General features: G+C 69.3%; 13 protein-coding genes. 9 read left to right on the top strand and 4 right to left on the bottom strand.

Going from position 1 to position 19,014, the window contains the following annotated elements:
- Positions 1 to 280: 280 nt before the first annotated feature.
- From ACIRQP_RS22715 to ACIRQP_RS22675, 9 genes are all read left to right on the top strand, one after another.
- Positions 281 to 3,961 carry a ThuA domain-containing protein gene (locus ACIRQP_RS22715; protein ID WP_403892889.1) on the top strand — a complete coding sequence of 1,227 codons (3,681 nt, stop codon included), beginning with the start codon at positions 281 to 283 and terminating at the stop codon, positions 3,959 to 3,961.
- 123 nt (positions 3,962 to 4,084) lie between these two features.
- On the top strand, positions 4,085 to 5,236 hold the full coding sequence (locus ACIRQP_RS22710) for an inositol-3-phosphate synthase (RefSeq protein WP_403892888.1): 1,152 nt from the start codon (positions 4,085 to 4,087) through the stop codon (positions 5,234 to 5,236).
- Entirely contained in the window at positions 5,233 to 6,285 is a 1,053-nt protein-coding gene (locus ACIRQP_RS22705) for an SCO3242 family prenyltransferase (protein ID WP_403892886.1), read from the top strand. Before ACIRQP_RS22710 ends, ACIRQP_RS22705 begins: the two co-directional genes overlap by 4 nt.
- A complete protein-coding gene (locus ACIRQP_RS22700) occupies positions 6,282 to 7,124 on the top strand; it encodes a sugar phosphate isomerase/epimerase family protein (RefSeq protein WP_403892884.1) in 843 nt (280 codons plus the stop codon). The genes ACIRQP_RS22705 and ACIRQP_RS22700 overlap by 4 nt, the downstream gene beginning before the upstream one ends.
- A complete protein-coding gene (locus ACIRQP_RS22695) occupies positions 7,124 to 7,729 on the top strand; it encodes an EboA domain-containing protein (protein WP_403892882.1) in 606 nt (201 codons plus the stop codon). The genes ACIRQP_RS22700 and ACIRQP_RS22695 overlap by 1 nt, the downstream gene beginning before the upstream one ends.
- On the top strand, positions 7,729 to 8,577 hold the full coding sequence (locus ACIRQP_RS22690; protein ID WP_403892880.1) for a TatD family hydrolase: 849 nt from the start codon (positions 7,729 to 7,731) through the stop codon (positions 8,575 to 8,577). The genes ACIRQP_RS22695 and ACIRQP_RS22690 overlap by 1 nt, the downstream gene beginning before the upstream one ends.
- A gap of 4 nt (positions 8,578 to 8,581) precedes the next feature.
- Positions 8,582 to 9,751 (top strand): metabolite traffic protein EboE, encoded by a 1,170-nt coding sequence (eboE, locus tag ACIRQP_RS22685; protein ID WP_403893065.1) that lies wholly within the window; start codon positions 8,582 to 8,584, stop codon positions 9,749 to 9,751.
- Complete coding sequence (locus ACIRQP_RS22680; RefSeq protein ID WP_403892878.1) at positions 9,748 to 11,148, top strand: nucleotide pyrophosphatase/phosphodiesterase family protein; 1,401 nt, start codon at positions 9,748 to 9,750, stop codon at positions 11,146 to 11,148. Before eboE ends, ACIRQP_RS22680 begins: the two co-directional genes overlap by 4 nt.
- A gap of 16 nt (positions 11,149 to 11,164) precedes the next feature.
- Complete coding sequence (locus ACIRQP_RS22675; protein WP_403892876.1) at positions 11,165 to 12,214, top strand: sugar phosphate isomerase/epimerase family protein; 1,050 nt, start codon at positions 11,165 to 11,167, stop codon at positions 12,212 to 12,214.
- Between the two features lie 164 nt (positions 12,215 to 12,378).
- On the opposite strand, the gene ACIRQP_RS22670 is transcribed toward ACIRQP_RS22675, so the two are convergent.
- The 4 genes from ACIRQP_RS22670 to frc form a co-directional block, all read right to left on the bottom strand.
- The gene (locus ACIRQP_RS22670; protein ID WP_403892874.1) at positions 12,379 to 13,779 is read right to left on the bottom strand and encodes an OFA family MFS transporter; all 1,401 of its coding nucleotides are present in this window, start codon (positions 13,777 to 13,779) and stop codon (positions 12,379 to 12,381) included.
- A complete protein-coding gene (locus ACIRQP_RS22665) occupies positions 13,779 to 15,167 on the bottom strand; it encodes an OFA family MFS transporter (RefSeq protein ID WP_403892872.1) in 1,389 nt (462 codons plus the stop codon). The genes ACIRQP_RS22670 and ACIRQP_RS22665 overlap by 1 nt, the downstream gene beginning before the upstream one ends.
- Before the next feature lie 241 nt (positions 15,168 to 15,408).
- A complete protein-coding gene (locus ACIRQP_RS22660; RefSeq protein ID WP_403892870.1) occupies positions 15,409 to 17,547 on the bottom strand; it encodes an acetate--CoA ligase family protein in 2,139 nt (712 codons plus the stop codon).
- A 2-nt stretch (positions 17,548 to 17,549) separates the two neighbouring features.
- The gene (gene frc / locus ACIRQP_RS22655; protein ID WP_403892868.1) at positions 17,550 to 18,815 is read right to left on the bottom strand and encodes a formyl-CoA transferase; all 1,266 of its coding nucleotides are present in this window, start codon (positions 18,813 to 18,815) and stop codon (positions 17,550 to 17,552) included.
- Positions 18,816 to 19,014 lie beyond the last annotated feature (199 nt).

Genomic DNA, 19,014 nt, shown 5'->3' with positions numbered 1-19,014 from the left:
GTGCTTTGTCCTGAGGCAGGAAAAAGGCAACTTCTCTTCTGCGCAAGGTCTTTCGGACGCGGACGAACACAGCTACGGTCCACTGAGATGTACAGGACATAGGTACAGCGCATAAGTACAGGACACAGGTGGTCTCCGATGTGACGGCGCACGTCGGTGACAGAGCCACATCCCCCCGGGGATCCGGTGCAGGACGAGCACCGCCCCCGGGAGGCGAGAGCGCTCCTCCGCGCTCCCTTGGCAACCCGCACGTACGAACAGCCCATTGTGGAGGACTTTCGTGCACAGAAAACGCCCCAGAGCCAGAACCCTCCTCGCACTCCTGACGGGCGCCCTGCTCGCGGGATCGAGCCTCAGCGCCGTACCCGCCGCCGCGCACCCGGACGAGCCGGTCGCGGAGGAGAGCTTCCAGCAGGTGACCCTCGCGAAGGGCGCCGACGCGGTCGGTGAGCCCATGTCGCTCGCGGTCCTGCCGGACCGCCGGGTGCTGCACACCTCGCGTGATGGCACCCTGCGCATCACCGACGCCGGTGGCGACACCACGGTCTCCGGCACGCTGGATGTGTACAACCATGACGAGGAGGGTCTCCAGGGCGTCGGGGTCGACCCCGACTTCGCCGAGAACCGGGCGATCTACCTCTTCTACGCGCCCAAGCTGGACACTCCGGAGGGCGACGCCCCGGAGAACGGAACGGCGGCCGACTTCGCCCCGTTCGACGGATACAACCGTCTCTCCCGGTTCACGCTGAACGAGGACGGCACGCTCAACAAGGCGAGCGAGAAGAAGGTCCTCGACGTCACCACCTCGCGCGGCACCTGCTGCCATGTGGGCGGCGACATCGCCTTCGACGCGGACGGCAACCTGTATCTGTCGACCGGCGACGACACCAACCCGTTCGCCTCCGACGGCTACACGCCGATCGACGAACGGTCCGACCGCAACCCGGCGTTCGACGCCCAGCGTTCCTCCGGCAACACCAACGACCTGCGCGGCAAGGTGCTGCGCGTCAAGGTCGCCGAGGACGGCTCGTACACCATCCCCGAGGGCAACCTCTTCGCCCCGGGCACCGAGAAGACCCGGCCCGAGATCTACGCCATGGGGTTCCGCAACCCCTTCCGTATCTCCGTCGACAAGAAGACGGGCATCGTCTACGTCGGTGACTACGGCCCCGACGCCGGCGCCGCGTCCCCGACCCGCGGTCCGGCCGGCCAGGTGGAGTTCGCCCGGGTCACCGAGGCGGGCAACTTCGGATGGCCGTACTGCACGGGCGACAACGACCCGTTCATCGACTACGACTTCGCCACCAAGGCGTCCGGCGCGGCCTTCGACTGCGCGGCACCCAAGAACACCTCGCCGCACAACACCGGTCTGTCCGACCTCCCGCCGGCGCAGGCCGCCTGGATCCCGTACGACGGCGGCAGCGTGCCCGAGTTCGGCAGCGGCTCCGAATCCCCGATGGGGGGACCGGTCTACCGCTACGACGCCGACCTCGACTCCCCGGTCAAGTTCCCCGAGGCGTACGACGGGGACTTCTTCGCCGGTGAGTTCGGCCGCCAGTGGATCAAGCGGATCGAGCAGGGCGAGGACGGCACCGTCAGCACGATCAACCCGTTCCCGTGGACCGGCACCCAGCCCATGGACATGGAGTTCGGCCCCGACGGCGCGCTCTACGTACTCGACTACGGCCTGTCCTGGTTCGGCGGCGACGAGCACTCCGCGCTCTACCGCATCGAGAACTCCACGGGCGGCAAGTCACCGATCGCCGAGGCGGCCGCGACCAAGACGTCCGGCAAGTCCCCGCTGAACGTCACCTTCTCCTCCGCGGGCACCGCGGACCCCGACGGCGACGCCCTCGCCTACGCGTGGGACTTCGGCGACGGCGGCACCTCGACCGAGGCCAACCCCTCGTACACGTACAAGACGAACGGCACCTACACCGCGCGGCTCACCGTCACCGATCCGACCGAGCGCACCGCCACCGCGTCCGTCCGGATCGTCGTCGGCAACACCGCGCCCAAGGTGACGCTCGAACTCCCCAATGACGGGCACCTCTTCAACTTCGGGGACACCGTCCCCTTCAAGGTCAAGGTCACCGACCCGGAGGACGGGACGATCGACTGCTCCAAGGTCGTCGTCCGCTACGTCCTCGGCCACGACAGCCACGGCCACCCGATCACCTCGGCCAACGGCTGTGAGGGCACCATCACCGCGCCCGCCGACACCGAGCACGATCCCAACGCCAATATCTTCGGTGTGATCGACGCCGAGTACACCGACGCCGGAGGCGGCGGCCAGGAGGCGCTCACCACGCACGACCAGGCGCAGCTCCAGCCGCGCCACCGGCAGGCCGAGCACTTCAACAACTCCTCCGGCATCACGGTCTACGACAAGGCGTCCGCCAACGGTGGCAAGACCGTCGGTGACATCGACAACGGCGACTGGATCTCCTTCAAGCCGTACAACCTGACCGGGTCCAAGACGCTCACCGCCCGGATCTCCTCCGGCGGCGCCGGCGGATTCCTGGAGGTACGTACCGGCTCGGCCAAGGGCAACCTGCTCGGCTCCGCGCCGATCCCGGTCACCGGCAGCTGGGACACCTTCCAGGACATCGACGTACCGCTCCGTTCCGTACCCAAGCAGACCACCGAGCTGTTCCTGGTCTTCAAGGGCGGCGCCGGCGCGCTGTACGACCTGGACGACTTCCAGCTCTCCACGGCCGTGGCCGGCAGGACCGAGAAGCGGGTCCTGGTCTTCTCCAGGACCGGCGGCTTCCGCCACGACTCGATCCCCGAGGGCATCGCCGCGCTCAAGGAGCTCGGCAAGACCACCGGGATCACCGTCGACGCCACCGAGGCGCCCGGCCAGTTCACCACCAACAACCTGGCCAGGTACGACGCGGTGGTCTTCCTCTCCACCACCGGTGACGTCCTCAACGCCGACCAGCAGAAGGCGTTCGAGAACTATGTCGCCACCGGCGGCGGCTACATGGGTGTCCACGCCGCGGCCGACACCGAGTACGACTGGTCCTTCTACGGCGGTCTGGTGGGGGCCTACTTCGACTCCCACCCGCAGATCCAGCCGGCCACCGTACGCGTCGAGGACCACGACAACCCGTCGACCGCCCACCTGGGCGACGAGTGGCAGCGCACCGACGAGTGGTACAACTACCGCACCAACCCCCGGGATCAGGCCCGCGTCCTCGCCACCCTGGACGAGACCACCTACCAGGGCGGCAACATGAAGGGCGACCACCCGATCGCCTGGTGCCAGACCTACGAGGGCGGCCGTGCCTTCTACACCGGCGGCGGCCACACCAAGGAGTCGTACGCGGACGACGCCTTCCGGCAGCACCTGCTCGGCGGACTGCGCTACGCGGCCGGCCAGGTGAAGGCGGACTGCAAGCCGCGGACCGGCTACCGGGACCTTTTCAACGGCAAGACACTGGAGGGCTGGAAGCAGGCCGGACCGGGCAAGTTCAACGTCGTGGACGGTGAACTGCGCTCCGAGGGCGGCATGGGCCTGCTGTGGTACCAGGCCAAGGAGCTGGAGTCCTACTCCCTGAAGCTGGACTGGAAGATGGACGGGGACGACAACTCCGGTGTCTTCGTGGGCTTCCCGGCCTCCGACGACCCGTGGTCCGCGGTCGACAAGGGGTACGAGATCCAGATCGACGCCACCGACGCCGCCGACCGCACCACCGGCGCCGTCTACACCTTCAAGTCGGCCGACATCAAGGCCAGGGACCAGGTTCTGCGGCCCCCGGGCCAGTGGAACAACTACGAGATCAAGGTCCAGGGTGAACGTCTGCAGATCTTCCTCAACGGCGTGAAGATCAACGACTTCACCAACACCGACCCGGAGCGCAGTCTGAAGGACGGCTACATCGGCCTGCAGAACCACGGCGCCGACGACCAGGTGTCCTTCCGTGATGTCCAGCTCAAGGAACTGCCCTCCGCCTAGAGACCTCTCGTAGCCAGAGGTCTCCGGGACGGGGCGGCCCGTCAGCCGGCGGCGGGCGGGGAGGCGCCGTACCCCCCGCCCGCCGTCCACCAACCACCACACCACCGGCAGGGAGGCAGCCCCGTGACGACGACCAGTCCCGCGACGACGACCCGCACAGAATCGACTGCAGTACGCACCGGAGTCTGGTTCGTCGGAGCGCGCGGCTCCGTCGCCACGACGGCCGTCGCGGGATGCGCTGCGGTCACCGCCGGGCTCCATCCCGCGACGGGCATGGTCACCGAGACCGCGCCCTTCGCGGACGCGGGCCTCCCCGCGCTCTCCTCGCTCGTCTTCGGCGGACACGACACGGCGAGCTGTCCGCTGCCCAAACGCGCGGAGGCGCTGACCGTGGCGGGCGTGCTGCCGCACGGCCTGCCCGCCGCGATCCACGCCGAACTGGCCGCCGCCGACCAGGAGATACGGGCCGGCGGCCCCCAGCCGGGCGACGCCAGGAGCGACGAGGAGCTCATCGCCTCGTTCGCCGACGACCTCAGGGACTTCGCGCGCCGCACCGGCGTCGCCCGCACCGTCGTCGTCAATGTCTCGTCCACCGAACCCCAGCCCGCACCGGGCGATCCGCGCCTGCCCGCCAGCTCGCTCTACGCGGCGGCCGCGATCCGGGCCGGCTGCTCGTACGTCAACTTCACGCCCTCCACCGGGCTGCGCACCGAAGCCCTCACGGCGGCCGCCGAGGCCGGCGGACTTCCCCACGCCGGCCGCGACGGCAAGACAGGCCAGACGCTGCTCCGTTCCGTGCTCGCCCCCATGTTCGTCCAGCGCGCCCTGACCGTACGGGCCTGGTCGGGCACGAACCTGCTGGGCGGCGGGGACGGAGCGGCGCTGGCCGACCCGGCCGCGGCGGCGGCCAAGAACGCGGGCAAGGAGCGCGTACTGGCCGACACCCTCGGCGCGGCCCCGGAGGGCGAGGTCCATATCGACGACGTCCCGGCGCTCGGCGACTGGAAGACCGCCTGGGACCACATCGCGTTCGACGGTTTCCTCGGCTCGCGGATGATCCTCCAGACCATCTGGCAGGGGTGCGACTCGGCGCTCGCCGCGCCGCTCGTACTCGACCTGGCCCGGCTGGTGGCCCGCGCGCACGAGGCCGGGCTGAGCGGGCCCCTGCCCGGCCTCGGCTTCTACTTCAAGGATCCGGACGGCGGCCCCGCCGCGCTCGCCGAACAGTTCGACGCGCTCCTCGCCTTCGCCGAGCGGCTGAAGGAGACCAGGTGAGCCTGCGCGGACGTATCCGGGCCTGGTCCGAACTGCTCCGCGTCTCGGCCCTGTTCACGGTCCCCGGCGACGCGCTGGCCGGGGCCGCGGCCCTCGGCGTACGCCCCAACCGCTCCACCGCGCTCGCCGTGGGCGCCTCGCTCTGCCTGTACGAGGCGGGCATGGCGCTCAACGACTGGGCGGACCGGGAGGAGGACGCGATCGACCGCCCGCACCGCCCCATCCCGTCGGGCCGGATCTCCCCGGCGGCGGCCCTCACGGCGGCGGGCGCACTGACGGCCGCCGGCCTCGCCCTCGCGGCCCGCGCGGGACGGCCGTCCCTGGTCGTGGGCACGGCCCTGGCGGCCGCGGCCTGGTCGTACGACCTGCGCCTGAAACACACCGCGGCGGGCCCGGCGGCGATGGGCGCGGCCAGGGCGCTGGACGTGCTGCTGGGCGCGACGGCGACGGCGGGCCGGGACGGCGGCGGCGCCGCGCACAAGTCGCCCCGCACGGGCGGCCGTTCGCTGACCGCGGGCACGAGTGCGGGCGCGAGTCCGGGCGCGGGCGCGGGAGTCGTGCGCGCCGGAGTCGCGGGCGCCACCGGTCGCTGGGCCGGTCTGCGTACCGCGCTGCCCTCGGCCACACTCCTCGGCGCGCACACCGTCGCCGTCACCACCGTCTCGCGCCACGAGGCGCAGGGCGGTTCGACGGGCGCGCCGCTCGCCGCGCTCGTGGCCACCGGCGTGCTGGGCGCGCTGGTGGGCCGGCGGACCGACCCCGCTCCCGCTTCCGCCCCCGCATCCGCGGCCGCCGGGCCGCAGGCCGGCCCCGCGCTCGCCGGGGCGCTCGCCCTCGTCTACGCGGGGACCGCGGGGCGGCCTCTGCTGCACGCCGCGCTCAATCCGTCGCCGCCGCTCACCCAGCGCGCCGTCGGCGGCGGCATCCGGGCGATGATCCCGCTCCAGGCGGCGCTGGCCGCGCGCGGCGGGTCCGCCGGGGTCGCGCTCGGCGTCATGGGGCTCATACCGCTGGCCCGCACGTTCGCACGGAAAGTGAGCCCCACATGAGTCTGCGTTTCGGTTACGGCACCAACGGGCTCACCGATCTGCGCCTCGACGACGCCCTCGGGCTGCTCGCCGATCTCGGCTACGACGGCGTCGGGCTGACCCTCGACCATATGCATCTCGACCCGATGGCCCCCGATCTCGCCGCCCGTACCCAGCGGGTCGCCCGCCGGCTGGCCGAGCTGGGCCTCGGGGTCACCATCGAGACCGGTGCCCGTTACGTACTGGACCCGCGCCGCAAGCACGGCCCCACGCTGGTCGACCCGGACCCCGAAGGCCGCGCCGCCCGTACGCGGCTGCTGGTCACGGCCGTCCAGGTCGCCGCCGACCTCGGCGCGCACGCCGTCCACTGCTTCAGCGGCATCGTCCCCGGACCCACCGACACCGACACCGCCTGGAAGCGGCTCGAAGAGGCGATGGGCCCGGTCCTCGACGCGGCGGAGGCCGCCGACATCCCCCTCGCCGTCGAGCCCGAACCCGGCCATCTCGTCTCGGACATCTCGGGATTCCACCGGCTCAGACATCTGCTCGGCGACCCGGACCCGCTCGGGCTCACCCTCGACATCGGCCACTGCCAGTGCCTGGAGCCCGCGTCGCCCGCCGACTGCGTACGGGACGCCGCCCCCTGGCTGCGGCATGTGCAGATCGAGGACATGCGGCGCGGTGTCCATGAGCATCTCCCGTTCGGGGACGGCGAGATCGACTTCCCGCCCGTGCTCGCCGCGCTGGCCGCGACCGGGTACGAGGGTCTGACCGTCGTGGAGCTGCCCCGCCACTCCCACGCCGGGCCCGAACTGGCCCGCACCTCACTGGAGTTCCTCCGCGCGCAGGGAGTGTCCTGATGACCCCGACCCGCGAGGAACTGCTCCTCAGGCTCGACGAGCTCGCCGGATCCTGGCTCGACGACGCCCTCGCCGAGGCCACCGCCGCCCGTGCCGACGACAACGTTGCCGCCGCGCCCTGGGAGCTGCGCTTCGCCGCCGCGGGCCGGCACTGCGGCCCGTCCACGGACACCGTCGACGCCGTACGTACCCTGCTGCTCCAGGAAGCCGGCGCCGGGCTCGCCACCCTGACCCGGCTCTACCAGCGGGGCACCGCCGCCGAGCGGCGCGCCGTCCTGCTCGCCCTGCCCCACCGCGTCCCGGGACCCGGCGCGCTGCCCCTGGTCGAGGACGCCCTGCGGACCAATGACACCCGGCTGGTCGCCGCCGCCGTCGGTCCGTACGCCGCCGCCCATCTCGACCCCCACTCCTGGCGGCACGCCATCCTCAAGTGCCTGTTCACCGACGTGCCCGTCGACGCCGTCGACAGCCTGGCCGGACGCGCCCACGGAGACACCGAACTGGCCAGGATGCTCGCCGACTTCGCGGCTGAGCGCACCGCCGCCGGCCGTTCCGTACCCGCCGACCTGCACCGTGCGTTGACCCTGACCGGCGAGGAGTCCTGATGCGCATCTTCGACCCCCACATCCATATGACCTCCCGCACCACGGACGACTACCGGGCGATGTACGAATCCGGTGTCCGCGCCCTGGTCGAGCCGTCCTTCTGGCTCGGCCAGCCCCGTACCTCACCCGAGAGCTTCTTCGACTACTTCGACGCGCTCCTCGGCTGGGAGCCGTTCCGCGCCTCCCAGTACGGCATCGCCCACCACTGCACGCTCGCCCTCAACCCCAAAGAGGCGAACGACCCGCGCTGCGCCCCCGTCCTGGACGAACTGCCGCGCTATCTGGTCAAGGACGGTGTCGTCGCCGTCGGCGAGATCGGTTACGACTCGATGACCCCGGCCGAGGACACCGCCCTGGCCGCGCAGCTCCAGCTCGCCGCCGACCACGGCCTGCCCGCGCTCGTCCACACTCCCCACCGTGACAAGCTGTCGGGGCTGCGCCGCACCATCGACGTCGTACGGGAGTCCGCGCTCGCCCCGGACCGGGTGCTGCTCGACCATCTCAACGAGACGACTGTCAAGGACGCGGCGCAGAGCGGCAGTTGGCTCGGCTTCTCGATCTATCCGGACACCAAGATGGACGAGGACCGGATGGTCGCCGTCCTCAAGGAGCACGGCACCGAGAAGGTGCTCGTCAACTCGGCCGCGGACTGGGGCAACAGCGATCCGCTCAAGACGCGCAAGGTCGGCGACGCGATGCTCGCCGCCGGGTTCGGCGAGGACGACGTCGACCAGGTCCTGTGGCGCAACCCCGTCGCCTTCTACGGGCTCAGCGGCAGACTCCAGCTGGACGTTCCCGCGCCGGAGGCCCTGCACGAGGGCAACTCCATTCTGCGCGGGGGTGAGTGAGCCCATGCGCTTCCGCCACCCCGACGGCTCCACCGTCCACCTCTCGTACTGCACCAACGTCCACCCCGCCGAGACCCTCGACGGCGTACTGGCCCAGCTGCGCGACCACTGCGAGCCGGTACGCAAGCGCCTCGGCCGGGACCGCCTCGGCATCGGCCTCTGGCTCGCCAAGGACGCCGCTCAAGCCCTGATCAACGACCCCGCGGTGCTGCGCGGGCTCCGCGCCGAACTGGACCGGCGCGGTCTTGAGGTCGTCACGCTCAACGGCTTCCCGTACGAGGGCTTCGGCGCCGAAGAGGTCAAGTACCGCGTGTACAAACCGGACTGGACCGACCCCGAGCGGCTCGCCCACACCAGCGATCTGGCCCGCCTGCTGGCCGCGCTGCTGCCCGACGATGTCACCGAGGGTTCCGTCTCCACCCTCCCGCTCGGCTGGCGCACCCCCTGGGACGCCGCCGCGGCCCGCACCGCGCACCAGGCGCTGTCCGCGCTCGCCGAGCGGCTGGACGCGCTGGAGGAGCTGACCGGCAAGTCCATCAGGATCGCGCTCGAACCGGAGCCCGGCTGCACCGTCGAAACCACCGCCGACGCGATCGGCCCGCTCACCGAGATCGCCGGCGACCGGATCGGCATCTGTATCGACACCTGCCATCTCGCCACCTCCTTCGAGGACCCGGCCGGAGCGCTCGGCGCGCTGGAGGCCGCGCACATCCCCATCCCCAAGGCCCAGCTCTCCGCGGCCCTGCACGCCGAGCACCCGCATCTGCCGGAGGTGCGGGACGCGCTCGCCTCCTTCGCCGAACCCCGCTTCCTGCACCAGACCCGTACCCGCACCGCCGCCGGGCTGCGCGGCACGGACGATCTGGAAGAGGCCCTGGCAGGGGATGTGCTGCCCGACGGAGCACCCTGGCGCGCGCACTTCCATGTCCCGCTGCACGCTCCGCCCGCCCCGCCGCTCACCTCCACCCTCCCGGTGCTCCGGGACACCCTGGCCCGGCTCGTCGGCGTCGCGCGGCCGCGCACCCGCCATCTGGAGGTCGAGACGTACACCTGGCAGGCGCTCCCGCCCGAGCTCCGTCCCCGTTCACGCGGACAGCTCGCCGATGGAATCGCCGCCGAACTCACCCTGGCCCGAGATCTGTTGACGGACCTCGGCCTGAAGGAGCTGCCGTGACCGAGACCCCGGCCGGGACCCCGGCCCCGACCCCGCTGCTGGTCCTCGACGTCGTCGGGCTCACGCCCCAGCTGCTCGCCCATATGCCGAACCTGCGCAAGCTGGCGGCGTCCGGCTCGCAGGCCCCGCTCTCCACGGTGCTGCCCGCCGTCACCTGTAGCGCGCAGTCCACCTTCCTCACCGGCACACTCCCCGCCGAGCACGGCATCGTCGGCAACGGCTGGTACTTCCGCGAGCTCGGCGACGTGCTGCTCTGGCGCCAGCACAACGGACTCGTCTCCGGCGACAAACTGTGGGACGCCGCCCGGCGCGCGTACCCCGGCTACACCGTGGCCAACATCTGCTGGTGGTACGCGATGGGCGCGGACACCGACTACACGGTCACTCCGCGCCCCGTCTACTACGCGGACGGCCGCAAGGAACCCGACTGCTACACCCGTCCGCCCGCGCTGCACGACGAACTCACCGAGAAACTCGGCACGTTCCCCCTCTTCCACTTCTGGGGCCCCGGCGCCGACCTCGTCTCCTCGCAGTGGATCGTGGACGCCACCCGCCATATCGTCCGCACCCGTCGGCCCGATCTGGCGCTCTGCTATCTGCCGCATCTCGACTACGACCTCCAGCGCTACGGCCCCGACGACCCGCGCTCGCACCGGGCGGCGACCGATCTCGACGCCGCCATGGCCCCGCTGCTGGACGACGCCAGGGCGGAGGGCCGTACGGTCGTCGCGCTCTCCGAGTACGGCATCACCCGTGTCTCGCGGCCCGTCGACATCAACCGGGCGCTGCGCCGTGCCGGGCTGCTGGAGGTGCACACCCAGGACGGCATGGAGTATCTCGACCCGATGGCCTCCCGGGCGTTCGCCGTCTCGGACCATCAGCTCGCCCATGTCTACGTACGCCGCCCCGAGGACCTTGACGCCACGCGCGAGGCCCTGAAGGATCTCCCCGGCATCGACGAAATCCTGGACGACGAGGGCAAGAAGGCGCACGGCCTGAACCACTCCCGCTCCGGTGAGCTGGTGGCCATCGCCGAGCCCGACGCGTGGTTCACGTACTACTACTGGCTCGACGACGAACGGGCCCCCGACTTCGCCCAGCTGGTCGAGATCCACCGCAAGCCGGGCTACGACCCCGTCGAGCTGTTCATGGACCCCCTCGATCCGTATGTACGCCTCAAGGCGGCCAAGGCGATCGCCCGCAAGAAGCTCGGTATGCGCTACCGCCTCGCGGTCGTCCCGCTGGACGCCTCACCCATCCGCGGCAGCCATGGCCGGCTGCCGCAGAGCGACCAGGAAGGTCCGCTCATCCTGTGCTCCACCCCCCGCGCTGTCGGTGACCGGGTCGCGGCCACCGACGTCAAATCCCTGCTACTCCAGCTTGCCGGACTGCACTGACAGAAGGAGTTCCGCAATGAGCCGCAAGAAGTCAGCCGACCCAGAGCTCGCCCAGAAGCTGAGTCGACGCAATATGCTCGGCGTCGCCGCGGGCGCGACCGCCGCCGCCGTCCTCGGCGCCTCGGCGACCCCGGCCGCCGCTCAGGGCAAGGGACACGGACACGGCCACGGCCATGGAAACGGCCAGCCCGTGCTGCCCTCCGGCCGGCTCGGCGTCCAGCTCTACTCACTGCGTGACAAGGTCTCCACGATCGGCTTCGCCAAGGTCTTCGAGGAGCTGGAGCGCTTCGGCTACGACGAGGTCGAGTACGCCGGCTACACCCAGGGGTCCGCGGGCGCGATCACCCTGCCCCAGCTCAAGCGGCTGGCCAAGGACCATGGCCTCAAGGGCATCGGCAGCCACGTCAACTACGCCGACGACAACAACCCCAACGCCTACAGCTTCGCCCAGAACCTCACCCAGGTCCTGGACGACGCCGAGGAACTGGGCCTGGACCACATCGGTACGGCATCGGGCCCGTTCCGCTACGGATCGACCGTGGACGCCTGGAAGCGGGCCGCCGCGGACTTCAACGCCTATGGCGCCGCGGCCAAGCGGCGCGGCATGAAGTTCTACCAGCACAACCACGCGGAGGAGTTCTCCTTCGCCACCGACCAGCCGGACGTCCGGCTCTACGACGTCCTGCTGGCCGAGACCGACCCCAGCCTGGTCTATCTGGAGATGGACATCTACTGGGCGTTCGCGGGGCAGTTCCGGTTCAGCAAGACCCCCGAGGGCAAGCCCGCGCCCTTCGACCCGCTGCGCTATGTGCTCAAGCAGCCCCACCGGTACCCGCTCTTCCATGTGAAGGACGGCATCGAGGACATCGCCGAGCGCGACGGCTACCGGATGGTGGACGTCGGTGACGGCGACATCGACTACCAGCGCTTCATATCGGCGGTGAACAAGACCCGCGGCGGCCGCCGTGATCACCACTGGCAGGTGGAGCACGACCAGCCGGTGGACTCCATCCTGTTCGCCAAGAAGTCGGCGGCGCATCTGCACTCGCTGCGCGAACGCCGGTAATGCCGCGACCGGCGATGTCCGCCCGACGGGGCGGACATCGCCGGGAGGGGTACTGATTCATGGGCAACGTGTGTCGGTGTGACGGCACAGCGGTGTGATCACACGACGGCGGCCCTCCCCGCGGCTCGGAAGAGCCGTGGAGAGGGCCGCCCGTCTGTGATCGGTCACCCGCCGACCGGCTGTGGAACAGGGGGTGTACTCCCGTTCCGCGGCTGTCCGGGGTTACGCAACAGCATGGCCATGGCCGCCGCTACGAGGGAGAGTCCACCGGCGAGGATGTACGCGCCGTTGTATCCCCACGAGTGGACCGCCATCGCCCCGAGCCCGCCACCGAACAGCCCGCTGATCAGCTTGCCGCTGTAGGCGAGACCGTAGTTGGTGGCGTTGTAGTTCTCCCCGAAGTAGTCCGGCGTGAGCGCCGCGAACAGCGGGAAGAACGCCCCGCCGCCGAAGCCGGAGATGAAGGCGAACACCAGGAACAGGATCTCGTTCTTCGTGTTGCCCGCCCACAGGACGCCGAACTGCGCCAGCCCCAGCACCGTGATCACGAAGATCAGTGTGATCTTGCGGCCCCAGAGGTCGGAGAGCCAGCCGACAACTCCTCGACCGACGCCGTTGACAACGGACAGCACACCGGCCGAAGAGGCGGCGACGAGCGGTCCGAACCCGACGTCCTTGGCGAACGGCACCTGGAAGGAGATACCGAAGATGGACACACCGGCGGTGATCACCAGCAGCACCCAGATCAGCGGGAGCATGCCCGTCCTGATGGCCTCCATGGGCCGGTACTGCTTCGACGCCGGCGGGTTCTTGGCCAGGGTCGCCGCGGTCTTGCTGCCCGCCGCGATCTTCAGCGGATCGACATCGGCCGGCCACCAGTTCTTCGGTGGATCCCTGAAGAACAGGGCGCAGATGACGACGATGACCAGAACGTAGACGCCGATCAGGTCCAGCACCGTCTGGTAGTTACCGATGTTGAACGCGTAGTTGAAGATGAAGATGAACGGCACCGCGCCATAGGCGAATCCGCCGTTGACGAATCCCGTCTTTCCACCACGACGTTCCGGGAACCACTTGCCCACCATATTGATGCAGGTGGCGTAGATGAGGCCGGATCCGACACCGCCGAGCAGGCCGAACCCGAGGACCGCGGCCGACACGTTGTTGAAGTGTGAGATGGAGAGGAATCCCGCGAAGGAGAGAACGGCGCCGATCAACGTGGCGGCGCGCGCCGTAAGAATCCCCTTCTCCCGCAACCAGCCTGCCGGGAAGGCGACACCCGCCTGGAAGAACACCCAGATACTGAGGATCCAGAAGGTGTTGCTCTGGGACCAGCCATGAGCCGCCGAGAGGACACTTTCGGCTGATCCGAAGGCGTACTCGAAGACGCTGATGGCCATCATGGCCGCCCATGGCAGGTACACCATGAACTTCCGGGAGTGGCCCAGTATCTGTCGGTCGGTCTCGCCGATGCGGTAGATACGGCCACGTGCATCTGTGACTTCGCGGTAGCCCGCGTCGGCCGTAGCCGACGCGGACTTACCGGAAAGAGGTTCTGCTGACATTAAGCGATTTCACGGCCAATCGGGTTCGGGTTTGGTTCGATTTTCTTGCTGTCCGGCCTTCCTGGCGCCTTGAGGAACAGGGCCAGTACCGCTGATGCGATTCCGATACTGCCGGCGATGATGAACGCGCCCTCGTAGTCCCAGGCGGCCACCACGACGGCTCCCATACCGGATCCGACCAGACCGGAAATGAGCTTGGAGCTGTAGACCATTCCGTAGTTGGAGGCGTTGTTGTTCTCCCCGAAGTAGTCCGCCGTCATCGCCGCGAACAGCGGGAAGATCGCGCCACCGCCGAAGCCGGAGACCATCGAGCAGAAGAGGAAGAACGGCATGCTGCCCATGGAGCCGGAGACGAGCACACCGAACTGCGCGCTGCCCAGGACCAGACAGACGAAGATCAGGGTGTTACGGCGTCCGTACTTGTCGGAGATCCAGCCGATGACACCGCGTCCCGTACCGTTCACGATGGCCTTGAGCGACATCGCGGTGGCCACGATCCCGCCCGCGAAGCCCATGTCCTTGCCGAAGGGCACCTGGAAAGCGATGCCGAAGATGTTGATGCCGGCCGTGCAGAGCAGGCAGAACCACATCATCCACAGCACGGGTGTGCGTGCCGCTTCCCTCGGGGTGTACTGCTTGACCGCCGGCGGGTTCTTCTCCAGCGCACGCCGGATCCTCGGGTCGTCCGACGTCTTCAGCGGGTCGACGTCGGCAGGCCACCAGTACTTCGGCGGGTCCTTGAAGAACCAGCCGGAGATCGCGACCACGGCACAGCAGATGACACCGACCGCCACCAGAACCGTCTGGTAGTTGCTCAGGTCCATGTACGAGGTGAACAGGAAGACGAAGGGCACCGAGCCGTAGGCGAAACCGCCGTTGACGAGGCCGGTCTTGCCTCCCTTGCGCTCCGGATACCACTTGCCGACCATGTTCACACACGTGGCATAGACCAGACCCGCGCCGATGCCGCTGAACATGCCGAAGCCGATGTACGCCACGATCACATGCGGCGCGTAGGCCAGTGAGACATAACCGAGGAGAGTACCCAGCGCGCCGAGCATCATGGCGTACCGGGCGGGCAGCTTGCCGCTCTCACGGAGCTGCCCAGCGGGGAAGGCCACGGCCGCCTGGAAGAATATCCAGACGCCCATCAGCCAGAATATGTGCCCGCTGCTCCATAGATGGGCCTCGTGCAGAGTGTCCTCCGCCGAGGTGAACGCGTACTCGGACGAGCTGATGCCCATCATCCCGATCCACGGGAAGAGCACCATCGTCCATCGTGCACGGCCCATGATGTCCCGGTCGGTCTCGCCGATCCGGAACACACGGCCGTTACCATCCGTCACCTCCTTGAAGGGGACGGTGCTGGAAAGCTGAGTGGTTGTCATGCGGTGTAGACACCCCTTGCATCGAAAGAACTGGCCAGCGCCCCCTGTCCGAACTTTCGTGCCACCCGACTTGGTCAGGTCATCGACTTTCCTCCCAACGGGATTAACGCCGCATCATTCTGACGATGCGTCACTAATATCTGCTGAGCTGCGGTCAACTGCCCCGCCGCTCGTGTCCACACGGCGGTGTCACTTCCGGGGTGCAGCCCCCGGACCGTCCGGTGGAAGTCTGGTGAGTGAGTCACAGCAGCCCCGCCGCCCGTGCCCACGTGTACTTCGCGCCGAGCGCCGCGACCGGCTTCTCGGTGGTGTACGGATAGGCCACCACTCCGCGCTCGAAGAGGTACTGACACGCCTCTTCGACCTCGATGTCGCCCGCGAGGGACGCCACCACCGGCTTGTGGATGCCCTTCGCCCGGAACTCCGCGACCACCCGGGCCGTCACTTCCGCGAAGGCCATCGGCGGCGTGACGATCGTGTGCCAGTAGCCCAGCACCAGCGCGTGGATCCGCGGGTCCTGAAGGCCGAGCCTGATCGCCGCCTCGTACGTGGCCGGTGGCTCGCCCCCGGTGATGTCCACCGGGTTGCCCGCCGCGCCGAAGGGCGGGATGAACGCCCGGAACGCCTTGTCCAGATCCGGCGGGATCTCCATCAGCGACATGCCGTTGTCGATGACGGCGTCGGAGAGCAGTACGCCCGAGCCGCCCGCGCCCGTGATGATGACGATGTTGTCGCCCCGCGGAGTGGGGAGCACGGGCAGCGCCCGCGCGTACTCCAGCATCTCGTTCAGGCCCGGCGCCCGGATGACGCCCGCCTGCCGCAGCACATCGTCGTATACGGCGTCGTCACCGGCGAGCGCGCCGGTGTGCGAGCCCGCCGCCCTGGCGCCGGCCGCCGTGCGCCCGGCCTTGAGGACCACGACCGGCTTCTTCGGCACCGTCGCGCGCGCCGCCGCCACGAAGGCCCGGCCGTCCTTCAGGTCCTCCAGGTGCATGGCGACGCACTCGGTGTTCGGGTCCTCGCCGAACCAGGTCAGCAGATCGTCCTCGTCGAGGTCCGACTTGTTGCCCAGTCCGACGATCGCCGAGACACCCGTCCTGGTGCTCCTGGCGAAGCCCAGGATCGCCATCCCGATGCCGCCGGACTGCGAGGTCAGTGCCACGCCGCCGCGGACGTCGTACGGGGTGCAGAAGGTGGCGCAGAGGTCCTGCCAGGTGGAGTAGTAGCCGTAGATGTTCGGCCCCAGCAGCCGTACGCCGTACTCCTCGCCGATCGCCACGATCCGCGCCTGGAGTTCGTTCTCGCCGGTCTCGGCGAAGCCGGAGGGGATCAGGACGGCGTTCGGGATGCCCCGGCGGCCGACCTCTTCCAGGGCCGCCGGGACCGACTCCGCGGGGATCGCGAAGACCGCCACGTCGGGCTGGCCCGGAACGTCCATCACGCTCTTGTACGCCTTACGGCCGAGAATGTCATCGGCCTTGGGGTTCACCGGATGGATCTCTCCCGGAAATCCCCCGTCGATCAGGTTCCGCATGACCGCGTTACCGATCTTGCCCGGCTCGCCGGAGGCTCCGATCACCGTCACCGAGGCGGGCTTCATCAGTCGCCGCATCGAGACGAGGATCTCCTCGCGGGTGTACGTACGACGCCTGACCGGCTTCTCGGTCGCCAGCAGGATCCGCACGTCCGCGGCCATCACCCCGCTCGCGGAGGCGAACACCGGATTGAGGTCGACCTCCGCGATCTCCGGGAAGTCGGCCGCGAGCCGCGACACCTTGACCACCAGATCGGCGAGCGCGTCCCGGTCCACGGCCGCGCCGCCGCGCACCCCGCGCAGGATCTCCGCCGCGCGGATCCCGTCGAGCATCGACAGCGCGTCGTCCCTGGTCGCCGGCGCGAGCCGGAACGTGACGTCCTTGAGGACCTCCACCAGGACGCCGCCGAGACCGAACGCCACGATCGGACCGAAGGTCGGGTCGGTGACGGTGCCGACGAGTACCTCGGTGCCGGACGGAACCATCTGCTGCACCTGTACGCCGAGGATCCGCGCCTGCGGGTCGTACGCCCGCACGTTGGAGACGATCCCGGTGAACGCCCCGCGCACCTCCGCGGTCGAGCGCAGACCGGTCCGTACGCCGCCCGCCTCCGTCTTGTGCGTGATCTGCGGCGAGACGATCTTCAGCGCGACCGGGAAACCGATCCGGTCGGCGAGGGCCACCGCCTCGTCGGCGCACTCGGCCAGGCCCTCCACCGGGGTGGGGATGGCGTAGGCGTCGGTGATGGTCTTGCCCTCGGGCGCGGTCAGGGCCGTGCGTCCCTCGGCCAGCGCGGCGTCCAGGACGACACGTACGGCCTTCTGGCACTCCTCAGTGGTGTCCACCGCTAGATGACTCCGTTCGTTTTGAGCAGGCGCAGTTCCTCGTCGCCGATTCCCAGCTCGCCGACGTAGACCTCCTCGTTGTGCTCACCGAGCAGCGGTGAGGTGACCACGTCGACGGGGGAGTCGGAGAGCTTCAGCGGATTGCCGACCGTGGTGAACGTGCCGCGCTGAGGATGCGGGACCTCGACGACCATCTCGTTGGCCGCCAGGGAGGCGTCCTCGATGATCTCCTTGGTGGAGAGGATCGGGCCGCACGGGATGTTGTGGGCGTTGAGCTTCTCCAGCACCTCCCACTTGGGGATCGTGCTCGTCCACTCCTCGATGAGCTGGAACATCTTGCCGAGCTTGGGCAGCCGGGCCTCCGGGGTCGACCACTCGGGGTCGTCCGCCAGCTCGGGGCGGCCCATCAGCTCCGTGACCGGCCGCCAGCCGACCGGCTGGACGATCACATACACATAGTCGTTGGGGCCGCCCGGCGCGCATCTGACGGCCCATCCGGGCTGTCCGCCGCCGCTCGCGTTGCCGCTGCGCGGCACGTCGTCGCCGAAGTCCTCGTTGGGGTACTCGGCGAGCGGTCCGTGCGCCAGCCGCTGCTGGTCGCGGAGTTTGACCCGGCAGAGGTTGAGCACGGCGTGCTGCATCGCGACATTGACACGCTGACCGCGACCGGTGTGCTCACGCTGGAAGAGCGCGGCGAGTATGCCGGCGACGGCGTGGATGCCGGTGCCGGAGTCGCCTATCTGCGCGCCGGTGGCGAGCGGGGGCCCGTCCTCGAAACCCGTGGTGGACATCGAGCCGCCCATGGCCTGCGCGACGACCTCGTACGCCTTGAAGTTGGTGTACGGACCCTCGCCGAAGCCCTTGATGGAGGCGTAGATGATCCGCGGGTTGATCTCCTGGATGCGCTCCCAGGTGAACCCCATCCGGTCCACGGCGCCGGGGCCGAAGTTCTCCACCATGACGTCGGAGCGGCGGATCAACTCGGTGAGGATCTCCTTGCCGCGCTCGGTCTTGGTGTTGAGGGTGACGGAGCGCTTGTTGCAGTTGAGCATCGTGAAGTACAGCGAGTCGACATCGGGGATGTCGCGCAGCTGCTTACGGGTGATGTCGCCGGTGGGAGCCTCCACCTTCAGCACGTCCGCACCGAGCCAGCCGAGCAGCTGGGTCGCGGAGGGGCCGGACTGAACATGCGTCATGTCCAGTACCCGTACGCCGGACAGTGCCTTGGCGGACGCGGGGGTCTGAGGGGTCTCAAGAGCCTGGGGCATGGAGGGGCTCCTCTACTTGTACCTGGTCTGGTCCTTGGGTACGGGGGCGTGCGTTTCGGTCCGGCATGAGGAGGCCCCTGTCCCTTCGCATAGGGGAGGGCTGTCGCCCTCTCGGTACATTGCATACAGTCGACGAATACTGTATGAAGCTTGTTATCCCGCATCCAGTGGATGGTGTCCAGGGGGCGTGCGGCACTTT

The sequence above is a fragment of the Streptomyces sp. NPDC102274 genome (assembly GCF_044766385.1).
GTDB lineage: Bacteria > Actinomycetota > Actinomycetes > Streptomycetales > Streptomycetaceae > Streptomyces.
The sequence above is the reverse complement of the archived record's forward strand: the minus strand, read 5'-3'. Positions and strand labels throughout refer to the sequence as shown.